Source organism: Paracoccus aurantiacus, assembly GCF_007993065.1.
Classification (GTDB): domain Bacteria; phylum Pseudomonadota; class Alphaproteobacteria; order Rhodobacterales; family Rhodobacteraceae; genus Paracoccus; species Paracoccus aurantiacus.
The window spans coordinates 1-606 of record NZ_VOPL01000032.1; the positions used below are offsets into that span (position 1 = coordinate 1).

1 protein-coding gene is annotated in these 606 nt (G+C 53.6%); it reads left to right on the top strand.

What is annotated here, in order from left to right:
• A partial coding sequence (locus FQV27_RS18720) for an MliC family protein (protein WP_222611738.1) occupies positions 1-379 on the top strand: 379 nt, incomplete at its 5' end.
• Positions 380-606: the final 227 nt, after the last annotated feature.

The following is a 606-nucleotide window of genomic DNA, read 5'->3' on the forward strand; positions in this document are numbered from 1 at the left end:
GGCCGTCTCTGACAAACAGGAAGGATATTTTATGCGCTTTGTGTCAAGTATTGCGATAACTGTCGCATTAGCTTCGGCCGCGTCGGCGGACGTCTCGTTTTCGCTCGGCTTTGATACCGAAGACATGGCGATACGCACGATAGAATACGAATGCGACGAAGGGCAACCGTTCGTCGTGCACTATTTCACTTCAGAATCCGACGTGCTGGCACTGGTGCCAGTGGATGAAGATCATCGTGTATTCGTCAACGTGGTCTCCGCCTCAGGCGCCCGTTACGTGTCTGGGCGGTACGAATGGTGGACAAAGGGTGAGAATGTCACGCTGACCGATACGATCAAGGAAGAGTCCCTGCTGCAATGCACACCAAACAATGAGTGAAACTAGGAGACAAAGAGGCGCGGCGGGCATCAATAACTGGCTTGGTCCCGGCGTACTCATCAACGCCAGGACGGTCATTACGTACAATGTCCGGGTTTCAATTAGCATCAGTTGGCGCCCTTCCGTTCCCCCTCACTCTTACACTCAACGAAACTTTTCACAATTTGAACCGCCCCGGCTTGCCCGGAGGGGCGTTTCGTTCAGCGCGGAAAGCTGAAATTGGGCTC